Source organism: Vibrio vulnificus CMCP6 (assembly GCF_000039765.1).
Classification (GTDB): domain Bacteria; phylum Pseudomonadota; class Gammaproteobacteria; order Enterobacterales; family Vibrionaceae; genus Vibrio; species Vibrio vulnificus_B.
The window spans coordinates 1864170-1890116 of the sequence record NC_004459.3 but is presented as its reverse complement, the minus strand read 5'-3'; the positions used below and the strand labels follow the sequence as shown (position 1 = coordinate 1890116).

At 47.6% G+C, this 25947-nt stretch carries 25 protein-coding genes; 8 read left to right on the top strand and 17 right to left on the bottom strand.

Going from position 1 to position 25947, the window contains the following annotated elements:
* Positions 1-71: 71 nt before the first annotated feature.
* Genes VV1_RS25530 through VV1_RS08940 form a run of 4 tightly spaced genes read left to right on the top strand, consistent with a single transcriptional unit; the run spans position 72 to position 4302 of the window.
* A complete protein-coding gene (locus tag VV1_RS25530) occupies positions 72-2096 on the top strand; it encodes a PAAR domain-containing protein (RefSeq protein ID WP_011079795.1) in 2025 nt (674 codons plus the stop codon).
* The gene (locus VV1_RS08950) at positions 2089-2946 is read left to right on the top strand and encodes an AHH domain-containing protein (protein ID WP_011079794.1); all 858 of its coding nucleotides are present in this window, start codon (positions 2089-2091) and stop codon (positions 2944-2946) included. Before VV1_RS25530 ends, VV1_RS08950 begins: the two co-directional genes overlap by 8 nt.
* A 1-nt stretch (position 2947) precedes the next feature.
* Positions 2948-3625: a hypothetical protein gene (locus VV1_RS08945; RefSeq protein WP_011079793.1), complete on the top strand. Its 678-nt coding sequence runs from the start codon at positions 2948-2950 to the stop codon at positions 3623-3625.
* Positions 3622-4302: a hypothetical protein gene (locus VV1_RS08940; RefSeq protein WP_011079792.1), complete on the top strand. Its 681-nt coding sequence runs from the start codon at positions 3622-3624 to the stop codon at positions 4300-4302. The genes VV1_RS08945 and VV1_RS08940 overlap by 4 nt, the downstream gene beginning before the upstream one ends.
* Before the next feature lie 90 nt (positions 4303-4392).
* Here the strand turns inward: VV1_RS08940 and VV1_RS08935 are convergent, their stop codons facing one another.
* From VV1_RS08935 to dnaQ, 4 genes are all read right to left on the bottom strand, one after another.
* Positions 4393-6342 carry a monovalent cation:proton antiporter-2 (CPA2) family protein gene (locus tag VV1_RS08935; protein WP_011079791.1) on the bottom strand — a complete coding sequence of 650 codons (1950 nt, stop codon included), beginning with the start codon at positions 6340-6342 and terminating at the stop codon, positions 4393-4395.
* Positions 6342-6956: an NAD(P)H-dependent oxidoreductase gene (locus VV1_RS08930; RefSeq protein WP_011079790.1), complete on the bottom strand. Its 615-nt coding sequence runs from the start codon at positions 6954-6956 to the stop codon at positions 6342-6344. Before VV1_RS08930 ends, VV1_RS08935 begins: the two co-directional genes overlap by 1 nt.
* A 71-nt stretch (positions 6957-7027) precedes the next feature.
* On the bottom strand, positions 7028-8278 hold the full coding sequence (locus VV1_RS08925) for a TIGR03503 family protein (protein WP_011079789.1): 1251 nt from the start codon (positions 8276-8278) through the stop codon (positions 7028-7030).
* Positions 8279-8286: 8 nt separating this feature from the next.
* Positions 8287-9018, bottom strand: a complete 732-nt coding sequence (dnaQ, locus tag VV1_RS08920; protein WP_011079788.1) for a DNA polymerase III subunit epsilon — start codon at positions 9016-9018, stop codon at positions 8287-8289.
* A 68-nt stretch (positions 9019-9086) separates the two neighbouring features.
* Here dnaQ and rnhA point away from each other — a divergent pair, with 68 nt between their 5' ends.
* A complete protein-coding gene (gene rnhA / locus VV1_RS08915; RefSeq protein WP_011079787.1) occupies positions 9087-9554 on the top strand; it encodes a ribonuclease HI in 468 nt (155 codons plus the stop codon).
* Position 9555: 1 nt separating this feature from the next.
* On the opposite strand, the gene VV1_RS08910 is transcribed toward rnhA, so the two are convergent.
* Positions 9556-10323, bottom strand: coding sequence for a class I SAM-dependent methyltransferase (locus tag VV1_RS08910; protein WP_011079786.1), 768 nt, complete (start codon positions 10321-10323; stop codon positions 9556-9558).
* Between the two features lie 38 nt (positions 10324-10361).
* Between VV1_RS08910 and gloB the strand changes: the two genes are divergently transcribed.
* The 3 genes from gloB (at position 10362) to VV1_RS08895 (ending at position 13461) form a co-directional block, all read left to right on the top strand.
* Positions 10362-11120 carry a hydroxyacylglutathione hydrolase gene (gene gloB / locus VV1_RS08905; protein ID WP_011079785.1) on the top strand — a complete coding sequence of 253 codons (759 nt, stop codon included), beginning with the start codon at positions 10362-10364 and terminating at the stop codon, positions 11118-11120.
* Between the two features lie 71 nt (positions 11121-11191).
* Positions 11192-12775: a LysM peptidoglycan-binding domain-containing protein gene (locus tag VV1_RS08900; RefSeq protein ID WP_043920952.1), complete on the top strand. Its 1584-nt coding sequence runs from the start codon at positions 11192-11194 to the stop codon at positions 12773-12775.
* On the top strand, positions 12772-13461 hold the full coding sequence (locus VV1_RS08895) for a YIP1 family protein (protein ID WP_011079783.1): 690 nt from the start codon (positions 12772-12774) through the stop codon (positions 13459-13461). Before VV1_RS08900 ends, VV1_RS08895 begins: the two co-directional genes overlap by 4 nt.
* Here the strand turns inward: VV1_RS08895 and VV1_RS08890 are convergent.
* From VV1_RS08890 to VV1_RS08835, 12 genes are all read right to left on the bottom strand, one after another.
* Positions 13439-14293, bottom strand: a complete 855-nt coding sequence (locus tag VV1_RS08890) for an endonuclease/exonuclease/phosphatase family protein (RefSeq protein WP_011079782.1) — start codon at positions 14291-14293, stop codon at positions 13439-13441. The genes VV1_RS08895 and VV1_RS08890 overlap by 23 nt on opposite strands.
* A gap of 63 nt (positions 14294-14356) precedes the next feature.
* Entirely contained in the window at positions 14357-14695 is a 339-nt protein-coding gene (gene glnB, locus VV1_RS08885) for a nitrogen regulatory protein P-II (protein ID WP_013571272.1), read from the bottom strand.
* 137 nt (positions 14696-14832) lie between these two features.
* Positions 14833-15147 (bottom strand): c-type cytochrome, encoded by a 315-nt coding sequence (locus VV1_RS08880; protein WP_011079780.1) that lies wholly within the window; start codon positions 15145-15147, stop codon positions 14833-14835.
* 63 nt (positions 15148-15210) lie between these two features.
* Positions 15211-16521: a tRNA lysidine(34) synthetase TilS gene (gene tilS / locus VV1_RS08875; protein WP_011079779.1), complete on the bottom strand. Its 1311-nt coding sequence runs from the start codon at positions 16519-16521 to the stop codon at positions 15211-15213.
* Positions 16522-16605: 84 nt separating this feature from the next.
* Positions 16606-17565, bottom strand: coding sequence for an acetyl-CoA carboxylase carboxyl transferase subunit alpha (accA, locus tag VV1_RS08870; protein WP_011079778.1), 960 nt, complete (start codon positions 17563-17565; stop codon positions 16606-16608).
* A 37-nt stretch (positions 17566-17602) separates the two neighbouring features.
* Positions 17603-21082, bottom strand: coding sequence for a DNA polymerase III subunit alpha (dnaE, locus tag VV1_RS08865; RefSeq protein ID WP_011079777.1), 3480 nt, complete (start codon positions 21080-21082; stop codon positions 17603-17605).
* Between the two features lie 113 nt (positions 21083-21195).
* Entirely contained in the window at positions 21196-21819 is a 624-nt protein-coding gene (gene rnhB / locus VV1_RS08860) for a ribonuclease HII (RefSeq protein WP_011079776.1), read from the bottom strand.
* Between the two features lie 3 nt (positions 21820-21822).
* Positions 21823-22965 (bottom strand): lipid-A-disaccharide synthase, encoded by a 1143-nt coding sequence (lpxB, locus tag VV1_RS08855; protein ID WP_011079775.1) that lies wholly within the window; start codon positions 22963-22965, stop codon positions 21823-21825.
* A 92-nt stretch (positions 22966-23057) separates the two neighbouring features.
* Positions 23058-23846, bottom strand: a complete 789-nt coding sequence (gene lpxA / locus VV1_RS08850; protein ID WP_011079774.1) for an acyl-ACP--UDP-N-acetylglucosamine O-acyltransferase — start codon at positions 23844-23846, stop codon at positions 23058-23060.
* A gap of 1 nt (position 23847) precedes the next feature.
* Positions 23848-24300, bottom strand: a complete 453-nt coding sequence (gene fabZ, locus VV1_RS08845; RefSeq protein ID WP_011079773.1) for a 3-hydroxyacyl-ACP dehydratase FabZ — start codon at positions 24298-24300, stop codon at positions 23848-23850.
* A 92-nt stretch (positions 24301-24392) separates the two neighbouring features.
* On the bottom strand, positions 24393-25424 hold the full coding sequence (lpxD, locus tag VV1_RS08840; RefSeq protein ID WP_011079772.1) for a UDP-3-O-(3-hydroxymyristoyl)glucosamine N-acyltransferase: 1032 nt from the start codon (positions 25422-25424) through the stop codon (positions 24393-24395).
* An 8-nt stretch (positions 25425-25432) separates the two neighbouring features.
* Entirely contained in the window at positions 25433-25942 is a 510-nt protein-coding gene (locus tag VV1_RS08835) for an OmpH family outer membrane protein (protein WP_013571265.1), read from the bottom strand.
* Positions 25943-25947: the final 5 nt, after the last annotated feature.

The following is a 25947-nucleotide window of genomic DNA, read 5'->3' as shown; positions in this document are numbered from 1 at the left end:
TATTTCATTGCTACTTCACTGCTTTGGTCTTGATAATCTCGCCATTCAAACCATGACGTAGGTAGAACACATTGAGTAAAAAGCCAGCGGCACGCATCTCCGATTTTCACGTCTGCCCTAAAAAGACGGGTAAAGTGCCCCATGTGGGGGGACCAATCGTTAACGGCTCTCCAAATGTGTTCATTGAGGGGCTTCCAGCTGCGCGTGAAGGCGATTCAATCGTATGTGTAGGCCCAGCAGATAGTATATCTGGTGGATCATCGTCAGTTTTTATTAACGGTAAACCCGCTGCAAGACTGGGCGATAGTTCATCCCATGGCGGGGTTATAATTAGCGGTGCAGGAACAGTGCTTATCGGAGATGCAGGGATTGTCGTCCAACCCTCTCCTGCGCCTAAAAGCTCTTCCACATCTGCTAAAGAAAGTACCGCAGAGAGCGCAAGCTCGCTGGCTACATCACAAAGCCATCAACCATTATTGCAATCTTCCCTATCTGATCAATTCCAACAGCATGAAGATATAACGGCTAGAACAGACGGCGAAAGCTTTGCAACAGAAGCAGAGAAAGAAGAGTTCAGTTGGGTCAAGATCCGGTTGGAATATGATGATCTTTGGAATACCGCGATTCCGTTTTATAGCTCGGTCATTAGCACTGAGTCCAGCGATGGCTCTCAGAAACTCGTTCACGAAGTAGAGGCTTCAACAAAGCACACGAAGGGAACCACAAAACGCAACTCTGACCATTACGAAGTACAAGAAGCAAAACAATCTGAACAATTTGAACCCGGTGTCCACGTTATTGAAAATATTCCTCTCGAACAAACCAAGGTTCTTGTTGATGTGCTTGGGAAGAGTGGTTCTGCTAGTGAAATAAAACAGTTAACTGATGAGTTACACAAAGAACTCGATAGTATCTTTACATCGGTCTCAGACAGCATGAAACCATTCAATGAAGCATGGGCAGAACGAGGATGGCTAACTCTTGCCGACGGCGTTTACGATGGTGCTGTTGCATGGAGCTCTGATCAACTGGATTTGTTTACACCAGAGCTTTGGGGAGAACTTGGCGATACCTTATCCGAAGGGTTGTCACGCGGTTGGGATTCATTAGGCGAATATGCATCAAGCATACAGAATAAAATTGACCACCGATTTATTCAGGCTCGTACAAACATCATCAATGGAATCCGCGCAATAAAATATGATGAGCGCGGTAAGGCGATAGAGAGTAACTGGCTGGAGACACTACAAGCTGACTCGCATGTCTTCGCCATTGGTGTAACAGAAATGACCAAGCTTTATTCTGGCATTGCTTATGATGTTGTTGTTGAGCCACTAGTACCTGACTCGATAGAAATTTTCTTTGCTGAACATAGCCCACTCGATATTTACAACAAAGCCGTCAACTCCGCTGAAGAGTTAAGTGTTTACGTAAAATACAGAGAGGAGATATTTGCATTAATTGGCCATATCAGACAACGAAAAGTGAAAGAAATCCAACGATTTATAGAGTCAACACTAGACGAAATTGATCCAGACTTAGCTCAAAAGTTACGTAACAGTTCAGATTTCCACTTGTTCATTGCGTTGTTAGAAGAAGATGACAGTGTCTTGCTTTACCTCGACTACATCATGCGTATTTTTGAAGAGATCCCACCTAATTTTTATACCTACTGTCTAGGAAAAGCTGGCATTTACATCGCTCTCGAAGTTTTGTTGGTATTGCTACTTGGTCTGATCTCGGTCGGAGCAGGAGCCGCCGTCAAAGCCGCAGCAACGTCTCAAAAAGTAGCGAAATACTCAAATATGTTTGCCAAGGCAGTAAGCCACAACAAAGCGGTACAAAACATGCGAAGTGGACTTAACGCAGTTTTGAGTGCATTTGAGCAACTTCTTGCACTGTTCGAAAAACTGAAAAAAATCGCGATTGCAAGATCCAAAGCACTATCAACGACATTCACGGGTTGGACCAATCGAACGGTGAAAAAGAGCGTTTCGACGCCAAAACGTGATGACAAACCACCAAGATGTCGCGTGTGCGGAAAAACAGGCCACGATACTAAGCCCGTCAGAGCCGGGAGATTAAATTATGCGTAATATTAAACCGAGCGGAACAAACTCACCCTCGCCATCGTTAGGCAACCCAAGCTCGGATGACTCAGAATCACCACAAACATTGGGCAACTTAGAAAAAATGGACTACCGACAACGGTGGATTGCCAATGTCAGGTCTAAGTACAACTGGAAACTGGCCAGCGAAGCAGAAGCCATGCTGCGCCCCGCGCATAAACGCTCGCAGATCGCGAATCGCTGGTATGTGGATGGCGAGCCTCACCCCTATTTTCTGGGCATTCATATGGAGACCCATCACTTAATCTCATCTAAAGGGGCGCATTTGGATAAACGCAATGCTCAAAAGTTAGTCAACGCTGGATATATCATCGACACCCTCGACAACTTAGTCGGCTTGCCCGCAACCTTGCCAGGGGCGTGCCATTTAGGCTTGCAAGCACACCGAGGCGAACACCCAGACAAGCCCGTAGAAAGTAAGGCCTATCACACCACCGTAAAAAATGAACTTGAAAAGGTCAAAGAACATTTAAAACGATGTCCCCCTAACACAAAAGCAAGCGATAAAACACCTAATATCGACGATATCACAAACAAAATAAGCAAACGTTTATTGGATCAAATCATATCTTGTGAAGTGGCTCTTACCAATATCCCCAACAATTTTTCTTCATACGTGGGATGCCGAGGCCAAACCAACATTACAAAAGCTCGAGAAACCAGTGAACGCTGCCCCGTTGGCTGCAACCATTTTGGCCAAACCGACCGAAAGTACAACTTTAAACGCCCTGAATTAAGCAAAGAACATGCGATTTGGAACAACCGAGTGATCACCTGGCCCAAAGGTGATAAATGGACATTAAAGCAAGGAATCTGATATGAGTAAGTTTTCTGATTATTATGTAGTTTACCAGCGTGTAGGCGAGCACGCCATGGTGTTAGTCGGGCATGAAAATGATGTTCCACGAGACCTGACGGGTAATGACTTCCAGGAAGACACCAACCGCTGGTTTTACTTTGAAAATGGCTTTAGGGATGAAGATGTAAGTCAGGGGATACACCACCAGTTGTGTAACTTACATATGTCCGGCAGAAACATGATGGTGAAACGCGAGCTGTATCTGGCACTGCGCCATATCGAAATCGCCGGAGCGCAATGGCTGAGAGCCGTTATCATCAATGACGATGACACTTACCACGATGATTACCACTACCTGAATTTTTTTCGAAATCCTGTAGACCGAGATTACGCCTATTACGATTTCGTTGATTTTGAGCAGAGCGAGTACGAGAAAGATGTCTTTGCTGATTACCTGCCCCCGCTCTACACCTTCGAAAAAATCGTCTTATCACCAGAAAAACTCGCTGCCGTGCCCTTGGAAAAACGCTTAATTTGGGATGACTTGCAGTTTACTGACCGACTTGTTGTACATAAATCCGTTAAAGAAATCATGGAAAAATACCAACCTCTCGACTGTCGTTTTACTCGGATAGAGGAACATAAAGAGAACATGGGTACTCGCGCAGAATACGACGCCGATGGGAATCTAATATGAATAAGTTTTCTGATTATTATGTGGTTTACCAGCGCGTGGGCGAGCACGCTATGGTTTTGACTGGTCATGAGAAAAATGCAGGAGCTGATCTTACGTTTAATCAGTTTCAAGAAAACACCAACCGCTGGTTCTACTTTGAAAACGGCTTTAGGGATGAAGATGTAAGTCAGGGGATTCACCACCAGTTGTGTAACTTACATATGTCCGGCAGAAACATGATGGTGAAACGCGAGCTGTATCTGGCACTGCGCCATATCGATATCACCGGAGCGCAATGGCTGAGAGCCGTTATCATCAATGACGATGACACTTACCACGATGATTACCACTACCTGAATTTTTTCCGAAATCCTGTAGACCGAGATTATGCCTATTACGATTTCGTTGATTTTGACCAGAGCGAGTACGAAAAAGATGTCTTTGCCGACTACCTGCCTCCGCTCTACACCTTCGAAAAAATCGTCTTATCACCAGAAAAACTCGCTGCCGTGCCCTTGGAAAAACGCTTGATTTGGGATGACTTGCAGTTTACGGATTGCCTCGTCGTACATAAATCCGTTAAAGAAATCATGGAAAAATACCAACCTCTTGATTGTCGTTTTACCCGAATTGAAGAATATCAAGAAGATATGGGCACTCGCGCTGAATACGACGCCGATGGGAATCTGATATGTTAAAAAGCCATTGCTCAATAATATGCCCGTCGAAAAGACACACTGAATAGCAATGGCTTCAGTCAACCTTGGTCTTACAAAAATCAAATAACACTATTTGAAGTTGAGATCATTTACCTCATTGTTGAGCTCTTGCAGATCGTCCGCGTAATCTTTGGGGGGCGGTGTCCAACCCCGCTCGGAGCGAGAAAGATTGGTATGGCGATCCTTTTGCATTTCCAACATCATTTTTTCTTCAAGCTGCATAAACAACTTTCTGTAGTTGTTATCAAAACGCTCACCTTCTGAATCGTCTAACCAAGCGCTGTACAAAGAATCTGACTTACGATTTTCAACGCGCTTGTATCTCATCTTTTGTTGCTCAACAAAAAACGGATGAACCCCCAATAATTTCATGGTTTGCCCGCCCACTTCTAGTGCCGAATGATAAGTCTCTGACTCAATCACATCCGCCCCGGCTTGGCGCAGACGATAACCGTGTCCACGGTCAAATGCTCTGGCGATGACTTTCACACTAGGGTAAGCGTGCTTAACCTGCTTGACTAACTCTACACTGGCATCGCGATTATCAATCGCGACCACAATCGCGGCCGCTTCTTCAATTCCCGCGGTGTGCAGAATATCGGGGCGAGTCACATCACCAAAGTAAGCTTGAGTGCCAATCTGTCGCATCACATCTACCTGATTTGCTTGGTAATCAAGTGCAACGGTTTTAATTCCGTTAGACAACAATAAGCGATTGACTATCTGTCCAAAGCGCCCAATACCAGCGATGATCACTGTGCCTTTTTCATCAATGTCATCATCGGCTCTTTCATTAAACTTAGTGGCGAACTTCGGCAAAATAACTCGATCAAAGAGGATAAATAGACCCGGAGTGAGAAACATGGAGATCGCCACCACCAGTGAGAGTTGCTGGGAGAGAGGCGTCGATATCACGTGATTTTGTACTGAGAAACTCAGCAGCACAAAACCAAATTCACCCGCCTGCGCCAAGCTCAATGCAAACAGCCAACGATCACTGCCTTTTATGCGGAAAATAAACGACAGCGCCAGTAACACCAAGGCTTTCAGGAGCATCACCGCCAACGTCAAACCGATGATGGTGCCAAACTTATTGAAGAGAATGGTAAAATCGATGCCCGCTCCGACCGTAATGAAAAACAAGCCCAAAAGCAGCCCTTTGAAAGGCTCAATATTCGATTCGAGCTCATGACGAAACTCACTGTTTGCCAGCATGACGCCCGCCAAAAATGTGCCCAACGCAGGAGAAAGTCCAACTAAACTCATCAACGCCGCAATACCAATCACCAGCATCAATGCAGCTGCGGTAAAAATTTCTCTTAAGCCGGAATCGGCCACGTAACGAAAGATCGGGCGACTGAGGTAATGCCCACCGACGATCACCACGCCAATGGAAAGTGTAATGACGATACCATAGGCCCAGCCAGGTAAGCCGGCAACCAGGCTCAACTGTTCATGATGCTCCGAGGCCGATTGGATGGATTGCTGAGCTTGCTCGACCAATTCAGGCAGGGCGAGCAGTGGGATGAAAGCCAGCATCGGAATGACCGCGATGTCTTGGAACAACAACACAGAAAACGCGTTTTTACCCCCTTCCGTCTTGCTTAATCGCTTCTCGTTAAAGGTCTGCAACACGATCGCCGTTGATGATAAGGCGAAAATCAATCCAATCGCTAAGGCCGTGGTCCACACTTGGCCGAAATAGACAGCAATCGCCACAATAATCCCAGCAGTACCCGCAACTTGTAAGCCGCCTAGTCCCAACAAGCGGTTACGCATTGCCCAAAGCATTTTAGGCTCAAGCTCTAAACCGACCAAAAACAACATCATCACCACACCAAATTCGGCGAAATGCTGAATGGTGGTGGTTTCTTCCCCGACCAAACCAACGATGGGGCCAATCACCACGCCAGCGATAAGGTACCCAAGCACAGAACCTAGGCCAAAGCGTTTTGCTAATGGCACGGCAATCACTGCGGCAATCAGGTAGATGAAGGCTTGTAAAAATATTTGAGTCATCAGGCTTCCTTGATGATTTGAGGTAGGGCATGAGTGATTTTGTTCAAATGATTGGCGGCGTGGATATTGACTCGATCTTCCACTAAAGCACGCAGCAAAGTCGCGTAGCGCTCGACATGCTGATCAATACGATTTTCCTCTAACGCCGTACGTGCACCAAATATCGCAAACGGTGGTAGGTAGTGCATACTGGTTAGCGCGGCCATTTGTTCAATCGGTGCCAACAATTGACGAATGGTAAAGTGGTTATACCCCTCCGCTTTGTATGCTTCTTCTTTGCCTCCTGCAGAAACCACACAGAGCATCAGCTTGTCTTTCAAAGCGGTTCCATCTGTCCCGTAAGCAAAGCCGTATTCCAGCACCAAGTCTTGCCACTCTTTCAGTAATGCAGGGGTGGAATACCAGTAAAGAGGAAACTGAAACACGATGACATCATGTTCCAGCAGTCGAGCTTGTTCTTTGTCGATGTTGATGTCGAACTGAGGGTACTCGGCATACAGATCGACACACGTGACACCGTCAACGGCTTGCGCTGCGGCAAAGAGTGGCGCATTGACCTCTGAGCGATGTTGCGACGGGTGAGCATAAATCACCAAAACTTTGTTCTTCGACATGGGTTATTTGTCCATTTTTCGTCACCAACTCAAAAACTCTCTGAGTTGGCGGGTATTCCGAAGTTATCCACTTATTTCTTCGGCACTTCTAATTGCATCTCTGGAATGGCTTGGCGTTTTGCTCGCAACTTGCCCCAGACGAACCACACCACCAGCCCGAGTAAGATGACTACCACGTTACCAATACCAATCATCATGATGGCTTGTTTACGATCGGCCTCTCTTTGCGCCAAAAGTCGTTGTTCTTCTTCAATGCGGCGTTGTTCTGCAAGCGCGGCTTCTTTGGCTTTGCGCGCGGCTTCAATATCCACCTCTTTCACAACACTGAACGTTTGTTGTGAGATGGGGAACATCAATGGGCGCTGTGTTGCGGCGTCAGTGGCGAACACTTCACCCTTCCAACCATAAATGCCGATCATCTGACTACTATCGAGCAGCATCGACACTTTTAAGCTCTCTTTGTCCGCCTGCCCTTGCACATAATTGACGAAATCATCCGGAGCACTTTGCTCAATGTGAACCGCCAAAGACCCAGGCTGCACCATGCCTTGCTCGCCTGAAACCACAATACTGTGTGGCTTGCCTTCATCACGTGACTGAATGAAGGTGGTAGAAACAGGGCTAGGATAGACCAGCACTTCCTGTTCTTTGGCTCGTAGGAACACGCCATTTCCTGAGGTGATACGCGCCCGATACTTGCCCGGGTCCACTTCGATAGGCAACTGCACAGTAAACACACCATCGCCAGCTCGTTCATCTAAGCCCGTGCCATCATCGCTAAAATCACCAATAACAATGGGAACTGGACGCGCTTCTTTTACTAAATCTTGCTCGTTTTCAACAAACTTCGTGAAAGTCACTTTTAGATTGACGCGATCAAGGAAATCTCTCAGGACTAACGGCTTATCATCCGATGCGAGCCTTGCGGTGAATTTCATCACTTCGCCATGATACAAACGACTGGGGAAGAGATCCGTTGAAAGCGTCAGGTGAGAAATCAGCCGAATGTTGTTTTTGGGGCTCACTTTTCCCACGGCTTGCCAAGGGCCCGGCATTGGGTTGTCGATAGAGATAATGTCCATGGCTGACTCTTGATACCAGCGGACGTTGGGGTAGCTTTTGAAGGCGTAGTATTTTCGACCATCTGGTCGCACTAGCACCACGGGCTGAGAAGGATTTTCGCGATAAATCAAGAAAGTGATTTGATCGATGGTTGGATCCACTCGAAAGCGGTTATCCAGCAAGGACATGGTCGACTCTGTCGCAGCATGGCTTACACAACTAACCAATAACAATAATACGACTGACAATGTCCTCAACATAGATTCTCCTATTGACGCCAGAGGCAAGTTCCGCTTTTTTCTACAATATCCAATCTAGATTGGTGCGCTTCTAATTCATCGGCCGTTGCACGCAAAACCTTAAGAGATTTTCGCCCCGCCACTCGGCGAATGTCTTCACCACCGCCTTCTTGCGAGTTGGCGTTGAACTCCAAACTGGTTTGCCCACCGGTCATCAGCAGGTAAACATCAGCCAGAATCTCCGCATCGAGCAATGCCCCGTGAAGCGTTCGGTGTGAGTTATCAATGCCGTAGCGTTCACACAAAACGTCTAGGTTGTTACGCTTGCCAGGGAAGATCTTCTTCGCCATCGCCAGCGTATCGGTCACCTTGCAGTAGTCATCGGTTTTGCCGATGGCGGCGTCGAGTTTACCGAACTCATAATCCATAAAGCCCACGTCGAAGGGCGCGTTATGAGCCACCAGCTCAGCCCCTTTAATGAACTCTAGGAACTCTTGGTGAACTTGACGATACTCCGGTTTATCAACTAGAAACTGATCGGTAATACCGTGAACATCGATCGCATCGGGTTGAATTTCACGGTCTGGCTTAAGGTAAACATGGAAATGTCGCCCGGTCAGCTTGCGGTTGATGATCTCCACCGCCCCGATTTCGATGATTCTGTGCCCCATATAGTGTGGGCCACCTTCACGGTTCATACCCGTGGTTTCCGTATCGAGCACGACGATACGATCGTATTCAGAATTGTTACTGGTATTCATAATGATATGTGTGTCAGACTATGCAGAACGTATGCTTTAAACATGGCTTTCGCTAATAGTACCAAAACATGACAAAACAAGTTGAAATTTTCACTGACGGTTCTTGCCTCGGTAATCCTGGACCCGGTGGTTACGGTGTCGTCTTGCGTTACAAACAGGTCGAAAAAACCTTAGCACAAGGCTATAGACTCACCACCAACAACCGAATGGAAATGATGGCCACCATCGTTGCTCTTCAGGCCTTGAAAGAACCTTGCAATGTGATTCTCACAACCGATAGCCAATATGTTCGACAAGGTATTACTCAGTGGATCCACAATTGGAAAAAGCGCGGTTGGAAAACCGCCGATAAAAAACCAGTCAAAAATGCCGATCTTTGGCAAGCGCTTGATAAAGAAACCACTCGCCATACGATTGACTGGCGTTGGGTCAAAGGACACGCAGGCCATCGTGAAAACGAAATGTGTGACGAGTTGGCGCGTGCCGCGGCCGAAAACCCAACCCTTGACGACACCGGTTATCAGCCTGCCGAGTAAACTACTCTCTTCCTCTGCAAGCGCAGCTTTTGCGCTTGCTCAGTAAATCACGCTGTCGGTTCATTACCCCGAGCGGAGATAAACGACGCTTTAACTGCCAATGCGGTTTGATGGGTTTGAGCGGATACGTGCGTTTTCTTGCGACAATAAAATAGAGACTGCCCGCGGGAGATGCCCAATCGCCAAGGCTGTTTTCAAGCCAAGTCCACATGGTTCGGTATTTCTTCATCGGAAACAGTGCGTAGCGATCGCAGTGCACGACTTGATAATTCAACACTCCCAGCCAATCTTTAATTCGATTGGTGGTGAACATTCGTCCACTCCAAGGCAAGTTGTTTTTTCGCCAAGGCATTAAACTGGCCAGGCCGGTGAAGCTCACAGGATTAAACCCCGTAATCACCAGATAGCCATCGTCCATCATCACTCGATCCACTTCACGCAGTAATCGGTGGGGATCACTGGCGTAATCCAACTGATGCGCCAAGATCACCGCATCAAAGCTTTTTTCGAGAAAGGGCAATTCGTAACCATCTGCGATGACATTGTGCAAAGGGTTCTGGATATCTAAGTTAACTTGGTGTTGAATGTTACATATTGCACTGGTTAACTCGCAGCTCAGCCCACCCAGTTTCAGCAAATGGTAACCAAACAGTTTCGGGCACCATTCGTCTAAACGGGTTTGAATCGATTCACGAACCCATTGTCCGTTGTTCATTTCTTCCCATGTGTAGGGATGCTGGATAACTTTACTGCTTAGTGCTGGCTTCATTAACCACCTGACTAGTTCGAACGAGCGGAGAATCCATCGTGTTAGAGATCAAAAGCATACCTGCATTCAACGACAATTACATCTGGTTGATTCAAAATAGCGATCAGCGTTGTGCTGTGGTCGACCCAGGCGACGCCAAGCCTGTCCTTCACTACATCGAGCAACATCAGTTAACTTTAGAAGCGATTCTTATCACCCACCACCACAATGATCACATTGGCGGCGTGGCCGATTTGGTGCGCGCTTTTCCTAACGTTAACGTTGTAGGGCCGAAAGCAGAACCGATTCCAACGCTCACCCACCCCGTGGAAGATGGCGACCGACTTGAGTTATTCGACGAAACCTTCTTAGTGTTAGGTTTAGGTGGGCATACCTTGGGTCATATTGGTTATGTTGGCGACGGCAAACTGTTTTGTGGCGATGTGCTCTTCTCTGCTGGCTGTGGTCGTATTTTTGAAGGTACCGCGCAACAAATGTTTGACTCACTCAACAAGCTTCTCGCCCTTCCTGAGGAAACGGAAGTGTTCTGCGCTCATGAATATACCGCCAGCAACGTTGCTTTCGCCTTAGCCGTGGAACCGGATAACGAGTTACTTCACCAATACCGTGATACCGTCAATCGACTGCGTGCGCAAAATCTGCCAACCATTCCAACCACATTGAGACAAGAAAAATGGATCAATCCATTTCTTCGATATCTGCAACCCAGTGTTATTCACTCGGTTTCTAGCAGAACGAAAAATAGCGATCCACTCTCGGTTTTTACAGCATTACGTGAGTGGAAGAACGAATTTTAACTTTTTGATGCTTGTCTCCTGACCAAGGAGGCAAGTATTATCAGCAGCCCAAAGTTAAACAGGCTGGAACCATGCGTTTTAAGTTTAGTTGGGTGTTTGCACTACTATTGCTTTCTGGCTGTCAGAGCCTACAAACAGAGAGCAATACCAGTGCCGCGCCTGAGACCAATGCCTCGCAAGCAAAATCGTCGCAGCAAACTGCGAAAAAAGTAAAACCAAGTGACAAAACGCTTGAGAACGTTGCCCCAGAGCAACCTGTCGTCACACCTCAAACTCAGGAAGACGTTTGGCAACGCATCGCCATGCAACTGTCTCTGGAAGTCCCCGATCATGAAAAGGTCGATTATTACCGCACTTGGTACCTCAAACACCCTAATCACCTTAAAACCGTCTCACAACGTGCGACCCCATTTCTCTATCTGATCACTGAGAAAATTGAAGCGCGTGATTTGCCTCTTGAGCTGGCATTGTTACCTGTCGTAGAAAGCTCATTCGACCCATTTGCCTACTCTCATGGCAGTGCCGCAGGCTTATGGCAGTTTGTTCCGGGCACTGGGAAAATGTATGGTCTAGAACAAAATTTTTGGTATGACGGTCGCCGAGACGTGGCAGCCGCCACCGACGCTGCGCTCGATTATCTTACCTACCTCAACAAACGTTTTGATGGTGACTGGAATCACGCGATCGCGGCGTACAACAGCGGTGGTGGCCGTGTATCGAGCGCGATCCGTAAGAACAACAAACTGGGTAAACCTATCGATTTTTTCTCACTAGATTTACCCAAAGAAACCAGTGGCTATGTGCCAAAACTGCTCGCCCTTGCCGATATTGTCGCCAATCAAGAGAAATACGGCATTGAGATCCCTGCGATTCCAAACAAACCCGTGTTGGCACTGATTGATCCTAAGGAGCAATTGGATCTCGCCATTGCTGCACAATACGCCGGGCTGAATGTCAAAGAGCTGCAAAGCTACAATCCGGCCTACAACCAGTGGTCTACGGCACCAGATGGTCCTTACCAACTGCTGATTCCTGTCGATAAAGCAGAGCAGTTCATCGCGAAAGTAGAAGAAAATCGCGGCAAAGGCATGAAGATGGTGCGCTACAAAGTGCGCTCTGGCGACACGCTCAGCGTCTTAGCTGAAAAACATAACACCACCAGTGAAGTGATCCGTACCGCCAATAGCTTGAACGGTAACAACATTCGTGTCGGCCAGTACCTACTGATCCCTACATCGCAAAAAGACGCCAGCGCTTACACCTTGTCGGCAGCAAACCGCTTGGCTAAGACCCAAGCCACTGCTCGCGGTAAATATAAGCTGACGCATACCGTTAAATCCGGCGAAAGCTTATGGAGCATTGCGAAAGCCAATAAAGTGGATCACCAAGCATTAGCGAAATGGAATGGCATGGGGCCACGTGACACATTGCGCATTGGGCAAGATCTGGTGATTTGGAAAGAGAGCTCTGAAGGCGCCATTATCCGTACTGTTTTCTATAAAGTGCGTTCAGGCGACACCATCAGTGGCATCGCGACCAAGTTTAAAGTCAAAAGCAACGACATTGTGAAGTGGAACGCGCTACAAAATCAAAAGTACCTGAAACCAGGTCAACAATTAAAACTCTACGTGGATGTAACTAAGGTAAGTGTATGACCCCTTCCAGTAACCCGTTTGTCATGATGCTTGACATATTTCGCTCTCCAACCTCATGTTTTCTCGCGCTTTATCAGCGTGGTGCTTGGGGCTGGCAACCGTACATCGTTCTCATATTGACCCCATTCCTGTTTTGGGGAGCGTATTTTTCTAATGTGGACTTCCAGTGGTTGAGCCAAATTTTAACACCTCAATTTCAACAAATTAATCCAGAACAATTAAAATTCTTGGACGATCCAAACACCTTGATGGCGAGTGAGATCATTAGCGATGTGTTTGGACGAACCTTGACGATTTTGATGTTGGCATTTTGGTTCACTCTGGCAACCAAGCCCAGCCAGCATCAACACGGGTTTTGGAAATGGTTTGCCGCTGCCGCAGTGATCACCTTCCCAGCGGTGTTAGGCGACTTCGCTAGCTATGCAAGTTTGATATTGAAACATGGTCAAGTGGTGATTTACGCCGCCGATCTCAATAGTCTCAATGGGTTGATCAAGCTACCATTGACAAACGAATGGTCTCAGTTTGCCAGTTCAATGCCTTTGCTACTTCCTTGGTACATTGTGCTTGGTTATGCAGCCGTGCTGACATGGACAGAGTTTGAACGTGGACAAGCTTTGGTGATCGCCGCCCTTCCTTGGGTGGGATACTATCTGATTTGGGCTATTTATCTGTTGGTAATGTAAAGCTGACCAACAGTGGATTATGATCAGAGGCGTCCGTTTGAGGCGCCTCTGCTTTTTGTACTTCTAAGCCTTTGTAAAACACATGATCAAGCGGCAGCCCTGTGATAAAACGAGTTCGCTGATCAGGTGAGAACACCACTTCGATAAGCCCAGCGTTTTCCAATCGTTCCGTTACCGCTTGCAAACGTTTTTCGCTCCAAGTATTAAAATCACCCGCGACAATTGCAGGCCCTGGATGCTCTTTTAACGCCGCAATCAGGTCATTGACTTGTTGCTGATATTCTTGCACACCCCAAGTGAAATTGACGGCATGCAGGTTAACCACGATCAACATTTGGCCATCGGAAAGCAGGTACTCCGAATACAATCCCGATTTAGGCAAGCGAATCCACGGCTCCAATTGGGTGTAGCCACACGCCAAGCGAGGCTTACGCCAGCCTAATGTCAAGACGCCAGCGGCTTTATCAAACGCTTTAAACGCGTTCACTTGCTCACCGCTCCAACCACCAGAGGCTATCCAGCGTTTTAACCCATCTTCTAAGCTGGCTTCTTGCAACAGAATTAATTGTGCCCCAGCACTCATTTGGGTCAGCACAGACTGCCAATTAGCGCGATTCTGTTTGTAAATATTCCACACCAACAGGTTCAGACTCCCCTCTTGATCAATGCTGGCACGCGTTGAACTTTCATAACAATGCAGTTGCTGGTTAAACGAACCGTCGCTGATAGTGGTCATTTCAGGCTGTTCGGGGATGTGGAAAACGGTGTGGAATGCAAATATCCCACCAAACACCAACGCCAATGGCAGCCCCACCCAAATGCGTTTTCTCATTCTCTTAATCTCTACTAAATGTCAGCGCTAAAAAAAGGAGCCTTAGGCTCCCTTTTTGTGTGATTAAATCGCGTCTTCGTCTTCTTCACCGGTACGGATACGAACCACGCGTTCGACGTTTGTGACGAAAATCTTACCATCACCAATTTTGCCAGTTTGTGCCGTTTCGATAATGGTCTCTACGCATTTATCCGCCACATCTTCTGTTACGACGATTTCCAGTTTCACTTTTGGCAGAAAGTCGACCATGTATTCCGCACCACGGTAAAGCTCAGTGTGGCCTTTTTGACGACCAAACCCTTTCACCTCGGAAACGGTCATTCCCGTAATACCGACTTCAGCTAGCGCTTCACGAACATCATCGAGCTTAAAAGGCTTGATAATTGCTTCAATTTTTTTCATGTTCATCCCTTAAACTTCAATTTGTTAACCTATTATCGGTGAGCCATCGACAACATTCAATCACAAACCGCCCTATTCTCCCTGTATAAGACGAAAAAGCCAGAGCAACGGCTCTGGCTTTCGTCAAATCGATTTAATTATTTCAGGCTCGCATAATAAGCGGCCAAATTAGCAATATCCGCATCATTTAGCATTGCCGCTTGCGCTTGCATCACGACCGCTAAGCCGCCGTTACGCTCTTTGTTTTTGTACGCTTTGATAGCAGAGACAAGATACTGCTCATTTTGACCTTTGAGATTTGGGTAGCCCGGGATCGTAGCCATGCCATCCGCACCATGACAAGCGGCACAAACCGCAGCTTTTGCTTGCCCTGCAGCGACATCACCTGCAGCTAGAACACTTCCACTCATCAGGCCTAACCCTAGAGCCAAACCAATAGCGACTTTCTTCATTGCTTTTCCTTTTTTATATCCATGATGGTTATTATATCCATACGATTTTTACATGAATTTGGATTACTTGCGCCAAAACAGCTCACAATCTTGACCAATAAACTGGCGATCCACAAACAATCCCGCCACCGCCACAACCTGTTGGTGATACATCAAAATTGGCGTGCGACGGCGCAACCAACTTGGTACTTGGTATTCTTGAAACAGCTTTTTCAACTTCCGACTGTGACCTCGCTCCGCCGGATGGGCACTTAGCCCCTCTGGGTTAAAGCTTATCCACAACGCCTCACTTTGCTCTGGAAGCGCGATTTGACCGAAACCACGACTTACCGTTAACTCAATCGTCCCTAAACCATCAGGTAAAGCAAGCGGTGTATTGAGCGTGATCGGCGCATGCCAAGCAGAGAGATCCTGGTTGTCTGCAACCAAATAAAGACGCTGATTGAAACGGCGTACTTGCCCTTGGCTCAGTTGCAATATTGGATTGGCATCTGCTTGAGAAAGCGCGACTTGCTGCCAAATGAGTGACAACTGATGACGCGTTGGCATAGGATGCCCAAGCTTTGCCAGCCACATTCTGAGCAACTTGAAACGAGCCAGCTCACTTTGCTGTGACAACAGCGTGATAGCTAAGCTCTGGTCTTCGCCAAACAGTTGCTCAAATACCGGTAACAGCAGCTCATCCAGTAACGCCTCTTGCTCCGCACAGAGCGTGGCACTGCGTTGAACAGACGCCGCAAAACTTGGCCATCGTTCAGACAGCGCGGGAAGGATTTGTTGGCGAAGAAAATTACGGTCATACCGCGTGTCTTGATTGCTCTCATCTTCCACCCAATGTAAACCGATGGCATGCGCACATCGTTCAATCTCTTGGCGTCGAACGTCGAGCAGTGGACGAATCAACCGCCCTTGAGAAAAGGGCATTTGCTGAGCCATGGACGACAGTCCCTTGGGGCCACTGCCTCGTTTTAGCGCCAGCAGAAAGGTTTCCACCTGATCATCCGCGTGCTGACCGGTGAGAAGAAGATCATCGGCGTTAATATGCGCGCGTAAAGCTTGGTATCGTGCGTTACGCGCTTCTTCCTCGATGCTGTTCCCTTGGGTCAAATCCAATTGAACTCGCTCCACTGTCAGTGGAATATTTTTTTCTTGGCACCAAGCTGCGCAGCTTTGGACCCATTGATCTGCGTTGTGGCTCAAACCATGGTGCACATGAACCGCACAGCACGGCAACAGATGCTCTTGAGCGTAACGATGAGCCAACTCGAGCAGCACCCTTGAATCTACTCCTCCACTAAAGGCAACCACTAAGCGAGTGTTCGCTTTACGTTGTTGTTCCAATACTTGAGAGAAGTGAGAATAGAGAGCGTCCATAGTGACTCCAAATTAAAAAAGGGGCTGAACACACGGTTCAGCCCCTTATTGTATACGATGCGTCTTGTAACCTAAAACAACGGTTTAGCAGTATCCGTAGTTCATTAGGCGCTGGTAACGACGCTCAAGCAACACGTCTTGAGGGAACTGTTCCAGCTCCGCTAATTGACGTAGTAGCGTTGCTTTCATGTTCGCTGCCATTTGTACATGGTTGCGATGCGCACCACCAAGTGGTTCTTCGATGATTTCATCAATCAGTTCAAGCTCTTTTAGGCGAGATGCCACAAGGCCCATCGCTTCTGCAGCCTGTGGGGCTTTGTCAGAATCACGCCACAGAATAGAGGCACAACCTTCTGGTGAAATAACAGAGTAAGTCGAGTATTGAAGCATGTTCACGTAGTCGCCCACGCCAATGGCTAATGCGCCACCAGAACCACCTTCACCAACCACGTTACAGATCACTGGCACGGTTAAACCCGCCATCTCTTTTAGGTTGGTGGCGATCGCTTCTGACTGACCACGCTCTTCCGCACCGACGCCAGGGTATGCGCCAGCAGTGTCAATAAAAGTGATGATTGGCATTTGGAAACGCTCTGCCATTTTCATTAGGCGCAGTGCTTTACGGTAGCCTTCTGGCTTTGGCATACCAAAGTTACGCTTCACTTTTTCACGAGTCTCACGACCTTTTTGGTGGCCAATGATCATCACAGGACGACCTTCTAAACGGGCAATACCTGCAACGATCGCTTTGTCATCGGCATAAGCACGGTCACCCGCAAGTTCATCAAACTCTTCAAATACGTGTTTGACGTAGTCGAGCGTATAAGGGCGTTGAGGATGGCGAGCTAACTGCGCCGTTTCCCATGCACCAAGATCACTGAAAATTTTCTTCTTCAGTTCGAGGCTCTTCTTTTCAAGCTGTTCAATCTCTTTGTCAAGGTCAATAGCTGAATCTCCGCCATGACGAGAGACGTCGCGTAGGGCTTCAATTTTTGCTTCTAGTTCAGCAATCGGCTTTTCAAATTCTAGAAAATTCAGGCTCATCTATGAATCCTTGTTGATTCGGCTCGGTTAGCCAAATTTAGTTAAATTCGAGTTCTACCTGGTCTTTACCAAGCAACATTTTTAATTCATCAAGTAATGTATCACTAGGCGTTACTCGCCATTCCGTGCCCAATGTTAACCGCGCTCTGGCGTCGGCACGCTGGTAGTATACATTGACAGGAATCGTTCCGGCTTTATGCGGTTCTAAGATCCGACTAAAGCGCTCAAAAAACTGGTCATCAATCTGTGATGCGGCAATCGAAACAGACACCCCTCTGGCGTATTTTTCACGCGCAGAACCGAGGTCCATAACTTCGCGAGCCGTCATTTTAAGGCCACCATTGAAGTCATCAAAGCTGACCTGTCCAGAAACCACCAAGATTTTATCTTTTTCCAGTAGATCTGCATACCGTTCTAACGCATCTGAGAACAACATCACTTCCATACGACCGCTGCGATCATCCAATGTCATGATACCGATACGCGTACCACGCTTGGTGGTCATCACACGGGCGGCGATCACTAAGCCAGCCAGTGTCAGTGATTGATCACGACGCGTTGGGGTGGCGTCTTTTAATCGACAACTGGTGTACTTATTGAGTTCCGTGAGATACGCATTAACTGGGTGCCCTGTCAAATAAAGGCCCAGCGTTTCACGTTCCCCTTCAAGCCACACTTTTTCTGGCCAAGGTTCCACTTGAATGTATTTGTGTTCCACCTCTTCCGGCGCATCGGTCAATACACCAAACATATCGGCTTGGCCAAATGCTTCCGCTTGATGGTGTTGGCTCGCCGCTTTCACCGCGTCATCCAATGACGCCATTAATGCAGCACGATGCGGGCCAAGTCGGTCCAACGCACCTGCGTAAATCAGTTTCTCAATCACACGCTTGTTGACTTTCTTCAAGTCAATGCGCGCACAGAAGTCAAACAAGTCTTTGAAGTGCCCACCTTTGGTACGCGCTTCGAGAATCGCATCAATCGGGCCTTCACCAACCCCTTTGATCGCGCCAATACCGTAAACAATTGCGCCATTTTCGTCCACGTTGAAACGGTACAGACCTGAGTTAATATCCGGTGGTAGTACCGTGAGTTTCATGCGGAAACATTCGTCCACCAAGCCAACCACTTTTTCAGTGTTGTCCATATCTGCGGTCATTACCGCGGCCATGAACTCGGCTGGATAATGCGTTTTCAGCCAAAGGGTTTGATATGACACCAAAGCGTAGGCAGCAGAGTGCGATTTGTTGAAACCGTAGCCCGCAAATTTCTCTACCAAGTCGAAGATTTTCATCGCCAACTCGCCATCGATGCCATTTTTCACCGCGCCTTCTTCAAAGGTAGCGCGCTGCTTGGCCATCTCTTCTGGTTTTTTCTTACCCATAGCACGGCGCAGCATGTCCGCACCACCAAGGGTATACCCAGAGAGTACCTGAGCGATTTGCATAACCTGTTCTTGATACAGGATGATGCCGTAGGTTGGGTCAAGAATCTCTTTTAACGACTCATGTTGCCACTTCTCATCCGGGTAAGAGATGGCTTCTCGGCCATGTTTACGGTCGATAAAGTTATCTACCATGCCCGATTGCAACGGCCCCGGACGGAACAGCGCCACCAGTGCGATGATGTCTTCAAAACAGTCCGGCTGAAGGCGTTTGATCAGCTCTTTCATGCCGCGCGATTCAAGCTGGAAAACCGCTGTCGTTTCCGAGTTTTGCAATATACGGAACGATGCCGGATCGTCGAGCGGGATCGACTCGATGCGAACTGGCGCTTTGCCTTCACGCTCTAAGCGCGGGTTAATCAAACCTAACGCCCAGTCAATAATGGTTAACGTGCGCAGTCCCAAGAAGTCAAACTTAACCAAACCGGCGGTTTCAACGTCGTTTTTGTCAAACTGAGTAACGGGGAAGTTACCTTCTGCATCGGCGTAAATCGGCGCAAAATCGGTGATCGTGGTTGGAGAGATCACCACCCCACCCGCGTGCTTACCGGCATTTCGTGTACAGCCTTCCAAAATGCGGCACATGTCGATGAGCTCTTTCACTTCCTCATCAGCTTCATACAGCTCAGGTAATGCAGGTTCCGCCTTAAATGCTTTTTCCAGCGTCATACCTGGATCGGGTGGCACCAATTTTGAAATGCGATCAACAAAACCAAACGGGTGGCCAAGTACTCGGCCCACATCGCGAATAACAGCTTTGGCTGCCATGGTCCCGAAAGTGATGATCTGTGATACCGCATCTCGGCCATACATTTCGGCCACGTGGTCAATCACTTGGTCACGTTTATCCATACAGAAGTCGACGTCGAAATCGGGCATGGATACACGTTCTGGGTTCAAGAAACGTTCGAACAGCAGATCATATTCCAACGGATCAAGGTCGGTGATTTTCAATGCGTAGGCCACCAGCGAACCCGCACCAGAACCACGGCCAGGGCCAACAGGAATACCGTTGTCTTTCGACCACTGGATAAACTCCATTACGATCAGGAAGTAACCCGGGAAGCCCATTTGGTTAATCACATCGAGTTCGACCTGCAAACGTTCGTCATACTCAGGACGACGTTGCGCGCGAATCTCAGGATCAGGGAAAAGAAACTCGAGACGCTCTTCCAAGCCCTCTTTGGATTTCATCACCAAGAACTCGGTTTCTGCCATCCCTTCGGTTGGAAACGCAGGAAGGAAATATTCCCAAAGACGCACAGTAACGTTGCAGCGCTTGGCGATCTCAACACTGTTTTCAAGCGCTTCAGGAATATCGGCAAACAGCTCGCACATCTCTTCTTCGGTGCGTAAATATTGCTGAGGGCTGTAATTTTTAGGGCGACGTGGATCTTCTAACGTATAGCCATCATGAATCGCAACGCGAATTTCGTGAGCGTCGAACAGCTCTTGTCCAATAAAGACTACTTCGTTAGTGGCCACCACAGGGAGATCGTATTGCTCTGCCAGTTCGATGGCAAAATGCAGGTAGGTTTCTTCGTCAGAACGACCGGTACGGATCAACTCCACATAAAAGCGATCGGCAAAATGTTGCTGATAAAAATCAACACAGCTTTCGACCAATTTTTGATTGCCTTTCAGCAGTGCTTTACCTATTTCACCGTTACGTGCACCTGAAAGGATGATCAATCCTTCTGATAGCTCAATCAACCACTCTTTATCGATGACAGGTTGATGTTGAACATGACCTCGCAAGTAGGCTTTGGAAATCAGCAGGGTCAGGTTTTTGTAGCCGGTATTATCTGCCGCCAAGACGGTTAGCTGGGTGAGTTCGTCGCCAAATTCGGGCGATTGCATTTTGAAATCAGCACCAATGATAGGCTTAATGCCGTTACCATGGGCTGCGCCATAAAATTTCACCAAGCCACATAGGTTGGTAAAGTCTGTCAGCGCCATTGCAGGCATACCGAGCGCCGCCACCTGTTTGACCAGAGCCGGAACTTTATTGATGCCATCCACCATTGAAAAATCACTGTGTATTCGCAGGTGAACAAATTTTGGGTCAGACATGACGTGATACCGTTTTTAACTTCTGTTTTGTGCCGATTTTACCCCAAGAAAAGGGACAAGTGACACCCTTTACGCTGGGTAACATCAGGCAGTTTGCAGTGCCTGCTGCTTTGTTACTCTTCAATGCCTAGTGCTTTCTTAACCGGCTTGAAACTTTTGCGGTGTTGCTCAATCACACCGTGCTTTTCGATTGCATCAAAATGCGCTTTGGTTGGGTAGCCTTTGTGCTGAGCAAAGCCAAATTGTGGGTACTGCTTGTCGAGCTCTTCCATCTCTTGGTCACGTACGACTTTGGCAATGATAGAAGCCGCACTGATTTGAGCTACGCGTAAGTCACCTTTGACCACCGCTTGACTGTCCATTGGTAAAGCTGGGCAACGGTTGCCGTCAATAAGCACCAGATCAGGCTTAACAGCCAGTCCTTCAACCGCGCGTTGCATCGCCACCATGGTGGCTTGCAAGATGTTCAACTGGTCGATTTCTTCTGGCGAACAGCGGCCAACAGCCCACGCCAGCGCTTTCTCTTGAATTTCTGGCAACAAGGCTAAGCGTTTTTTTTCGCTCAGTTTTTTTGAATCGTTCAACCCTTCTATCGGATTGTTCGGATCTAAAATCACCGCTGCGGTGACGACATCCCCCACCAGTGGACCTCGCCCCACTTCATCCACCCCCGCAATGCAGTGATAGCCCTGAGGATATTCAAAAGGAGGTAATTCTTTGGTTTCTTTTGCTGCCATCTTCTATTTCTCAATCAACTTTAACACTGCATTAGCCGCTTGTTGGTCGGCATCTTTGCGGATCCAATGATGCATCTCGGTGAACTTATCCAACATTTGGTGGTTGTCACCTTCTAACAAGCGAGATACCTCGCCAAACAAATTGTCTGGCGTGCAGTCATCTTGAAGATATTCTTTTACCAACTCGGTGTCGGCCAGAATGTTTGGCAACGAGACGTATTGGGTTTTAAGCAGGCGCTTAGCGAGGAAAGCCGTCACTGCATTGACACGATAGCCCACCACCATTGGACGCTTAAGTAACATGCATTCGAGTGCCACGGTACCCGAGGCAAGCATGACCGCATCTGAGGCTGTAATGACATTTCGCGCGGTATCATCCACCAGTTTGAAATCCAACTCTGGCGCGTATTCTTTCCACGCTTGTTCAAACTGCTCGCGCCGTTTTTGGTTGACTAACGCGACAACAAACCCCAGTTCTGGGAATGCCTGCTGCAGTTTCTTACACGTTTCAATGAATGGTTGCGACAGCATTTTCAACTCACTACCGCGGCTGCCCGGCAGCACTGCCAACCATTGCTTGTCTTGTTCCAACCCAAGCAACTCACGAGCTGGCGCTTTGTCTGATTCCAACGGAATAGCATCGGCGAGAGTATGGCCAATAAACTCACAAGGGACATTAAATTTGTCGTAAAACGCTTTTTCGAAGGGCAGAAATGCCAATACTAAGTGGGTGGCTTTCGCGATTTTGAAAATGCGTTTCTGACGCCAAGCCCAAACCGAAGGACTCACATAATGCACCGTTTTAATTCCGGCGTTTTTCAGATCTAACTCAAGGCGTAAGTTAAAGTCTGGCGCGTCAATACCGACAAATACATCGGGGGGATTTTCGGTAAAGTAACGCACCAGTTCCGCTTTCACTTTCAGTAAGCGAGGTAAGCGTCCCAAGACTTCCACCAGCCCCATCACCGCCAACTCTTCCATATCAAACAGCGACTGGCAGCCTAGAGCGATCATCTTTGGCCCACCGATACCAACAAATTCTGCATCAGGATGAACGGCTTTGATTGCTTTAATAAAGCCTTCACCTAGCGTATCACCAGAGAGCTCTCCAGCGACAATTCCAATACGCAATGGCTTGTTGCTCATGGTTTACAGACCTTTTTTGTTCCACGCTAAAAACACAAAAAGACCGCCATCAGAGACGGCGATCTTTTGTACAGTATGTCAAATCCGAGCGATTAGCGAATAATGCCACGCTGTGATTTTTCCAAAAACTCCAAAAACAGCTTAACCGCAGGAAACGCTTCCGTCTCTTTCGCGATTTCTTCTTTTGCCGCTTCTAGGGTTAAACCACTGCGGTAAAGCGTTTTGTATGCACGGCGAATAGCAAGAATTTCTTTCTTCTCGAAACCGCGACGCTTCAAACCTTCCACATTGATGCCAAACGGTGCGCAGTGATTGCCTTGTGCCATCACGTAAGGAGGCACATCTTGAACCACAATAGAACCGCCACCCAGCATACAGTGATCACCGATATGGCAGAACTGGTGAATCGCAGACATACCACCGACAATCGCTTGGTTACCGACTTTGACGTGCCCAGCGAGGGTAGCATTGTTGGCAAAAATACAGCGATCACCAATCACACAATCATGGGCAACGTGAGCATTGATCATAAATAGGTTATCACTACCAACGATAGTAATACCTTTGTCTTGAACCGTACCACGGTGCATAGTGACGCTTTCACGGATGGTATTGCGATCACCAATCACGAGCTGAGTGTCTTCGCCTGCGTATTTAAGGTCCTGACATTGTTCACCGATAGATGCAAACTGGAAAATGCGGTTTTCTTTACCAATTTTGGTTGGTCCTTTCACCACAACATGAGAAAGCAGTTCCGTGCCTTCGCCAATTTCAACTTTGCTATCCACATAGCAAAAAGGACCAATTTTAACGTTGGCACCTATCACAGCGCCTTCTTCTACCACCGCTGTTGGGTGGATTTGCGCAGTTGCATCAATCATATTAAAACTCTCTACGAGCACATTTCAGTTCAGCAGAACAAACAACGTCACCATCCACTTTTGCCACACCGGTGAAAGCGGCAATACCGCGACGCTCTTTAATGAATTCGACTTCGATGATAAGTTGGTCACCGGGTACAACTGGTTTACGGAACTTAGCACCATCCACACTGGCGAAGTAATACAGTTCGTTCTCAGAAGGAGCACCAAACGATTTAAATGCCAATAAACCGGTTGCCTGAGCCATGGCTTCAAGAATCAGAACACCAGGGAAGACCGGAAGTTGCGGGAAATGACCTGTAAACTGAGGCTCGTTAACCGACACATTTTTAATCGCATGAAGATATTTTTCTTCTTGGAAATCTACGACACGGTCGATCAGCAAGAATGGGTAGCGATGAGGAAGTAGCTCTTGAATTTCAGAGATATTCATCGTTTTCTTTTCAGTAGTCAAAGTCTTATTCCTATATTAATTCTTGGAAATATAGCGCGTCATTATAGAAGAAAAAGACTCGCTGTTGGCGAGCCTTTTGCAAGAAATTGGAATTAATCTTCCTTTTTCTGCTCGACGATTTTCTCAATCGCCTTCAAACGCTTATTCATTTCTTCAATGCGATGGACGCGAGCTGCGGTTTTACGCCACTCTTTATTGGTTTGCAACGGAATACCTGAAGAATAGACACCTTTTTCTTCGATGCTGCGCATCACCATGCCCATACCGGTGATATTGACACCGTCAGCAATGGTAATGTGACCGTTGATCACCGATGCTCCACCAATCGCGCAATACTTACCAATGGTAGTACTGCCAGCGACTACTGTACCACCAGGCATCACGGTACCATATCCGATGTGCACGTTGTGTGCGATTTGCAGTTGGTTATCCAACACCACGTTGTCTTCGATGATCGTATCATCAAGCGCACCGCGGTCGATGGTGGTACATGCACCAATCTCCACACGGTTTCCGATACGCACGGAACCCAACTGTGGGATTTTGATCCACTCACCACGGTCATTCGCATAACCAAAACCATCCGAACCAATCACGGTGCCCGCTTGGATTAAACAATCCGCACCAATTTGAACTTGATGGTAGATGGTGACATTAGCCCACAACTTGGTATTTTGACCTATTGCGGCATTTTTACCGATAAAGCAACCCGCACCGATGACAACATTATCACCAAGCGTCACACCTGTTTCGATCACTGCATTTGCGCCAATCGAAACGTTCTGTCCCAATATCGCATCAGAGGCGATCACTGCGGATGGCGCAATGCCATCCGCTGGTTTTGGTGTTGTGTCTAACGCTTGCGCCACTTTAGCAAAAGCAACATAAGGGTCGTCGACCACGAGAACGTGACCAGAGCAATGCTTACGTTGTTCCGCCTTCAGCATCACAACCGTCGCCTTACACTCGGCTAAATGTACTGCGTATTTTGGATTAGAAAGAAACGTGACGTCTCCTTCACCCGCTTTATCCATTGGAGCCACACGCGAAACGCAAACCGTTTCATCTCCGTGCAACTCTCCCCCGGTAATTTTTGCTAATTCAGCTAATGTCAGTGTCATCATAAGAATAATTATTTAATGGATTTAATCACTTTCTCAGAGATATTGTACTCAGGCTTACCATATTGTAGTGCAGTGATGTCGATGACCATGTCGTAGCCTTCTTTCTCTGCAACCACTTTGACGGCGTCTTGAATCACTTTAAACAGTTTTTGTTTCTCTTCCGCTTCGCGACGCGCGCTCGCTTGCTCTAGTGCTTGTGCTTTGATCTTGTACTTGCTGTCTAGCTGACCAATCTCGATTCGCAGTTTTTCAACTTCTTCTTGACCTAACAGCTCGCCATCGCGTTTTAGCTTTTCGATCTTAGTCTTAGCTTCCGCCTGAATCGCTTGCAGTTCAGCGGCTTTGTCTTTGAACTCTTCCTGCATCTTCTGCAACACCACTTCACGCTGTGGCAATGCTTGGAAAACTTGCGCTGTGTTGATGTAAGCAACTTTCTGCGCAGCTTCAGCTGCCGTTGCAAACATAGAAGAACTTAGTACTAGAAGGCCAACACCAGCCGCTTTGATCATTTTGTTCAAAATCA